Origin of the sequence: Nocardia sp. NPDC050799, from assembly GCF_040654015.1 — a bacterium.
Classification (GTDB): Bacteria; Actinomycetota; Actinomycetes; order Mycobacteriales; family Mycobacteriaceae; genus Nocardia.
Genome location: NZ_JBFAHF010000135.1, coordinates 1 through 1,051, shown reverse-complemented (window position 1 = coordinate 1,051; position 1,051 = coordinate 1). Strand labels below are relative to the sequence as shown.

Sequence of the window (1,051 nt, the reverse complement as noted above, 5' to 3'; positions counted from 1 at the left end):
ATCGGAGCGAACCGGCCCGCGAGCATGCCGCCGACCGCTCCGCCCGCGCCGGACACGGCGGCGACCTCGATCGACTTCAGATCGATACCCGTGGGATTAGTACCGTCCGACCCGATGATGGCGGCGGTTCGATCGCCGGTGGCAACCTGCAGAGCCTGCACGCCCGCGTCGACACCCGCGGGCAGCGCGACGGCTTTGCCCAGCATGGTGGCAAACTGCGCGGGCCCTATACCGCTCAGCCGGGCGGCCGTCTTCGCGCCCCCCGCCTGAAATGCCCGCTCCAGGCTCGTGCGCATCACGGCGACCTCGGCGCGTCCCTCGACCAGCTTGGCATCCACCGTCGGCGCCGCCGCGGCCGCGCCACCCGGGCCGGCCGCCGCGGCGCTGCTCATCACACCGAAGACCTGCCACGCGAGGTGGATGCCGAACGTGAACATCACGCACAGCCACTTCTCGGCATCATTGGCCGCCGCCTGCGCCTGATCGGCCAGGGCGTGCACGTCATCGCCGAGCCTCGCCGCGCTCTTCCGGTACGAGCCCAATGTCTCGCGCAGCTGCCCGGCCAGCTGTCCTACCGAATCCTCCTGTGCCAGAAGGGTGTCGATATCGCTCGAACAGCCTTCCAATTCGAGACTGCGGGCGCGCAGCTCAGCGGCCATCCGGCGCAACGTGGAAATGTCGGCGCCGGGAAGCTCCCCGCCGAACACCACCATCTCGATCGGAGTCCGCAGGAACCCGGGCAAGCTTTCGAAGGCGGTCCGCAGCTCCACAACCGGGCTGAACAGTGAGCCGTCCATCGCCCCGGCCGGGGCGCCGCGTCGACCAGCACCGCATGCAGCAGTCTCGCCTGCACACCCGCCGCCGAGCCGTACTGGACAACCTCGGCGAACGCGACCCCGAGCGCCTCGTCCGGATCGAAGTTGCCCGGCGTCGACTGGAACAGGGCACCGTCGACATCTAGGCCGCGTTTCATAAGCCGTGGCCGGATAACCACAGGTTGATTGCGGCGACGCGGACCGTGGCCAGGTAACGGACAGCGAGTTTGTCATAG

The 1,051-nt window shown here is 69.0% G+C and carries 2 protein-coding genes; one reads left to right on the top strand and one right to left on the bottom strand.

Annotated features, from left to right (window positions below; all coding sequences use genetic code 11):
* Positions 1-713 (bottom strand): hypothetical protein (locus AB0H42_RS35910; RefSeq protein WP_357064375.1); only part of this gene is annotated, 713 nt, incomplete at its 3' end.
* A gap of 119 nt (positions 714-832) precedes the next feature.
* On the opposite strand from AB0H42_RS35910, the gene AB0H42_RS35905 reads away from it, so the two are divergent.
* Entirely contained in the window at positions 833-961 is a 129-nt protein-coding gene (locus AB0H42_RS35905) for a hypothetical protein (RefSeq protein WP_357064374.1), read from the top strand.
* Positions 962-1,051 lie beyond the last annotated feature (90 nt).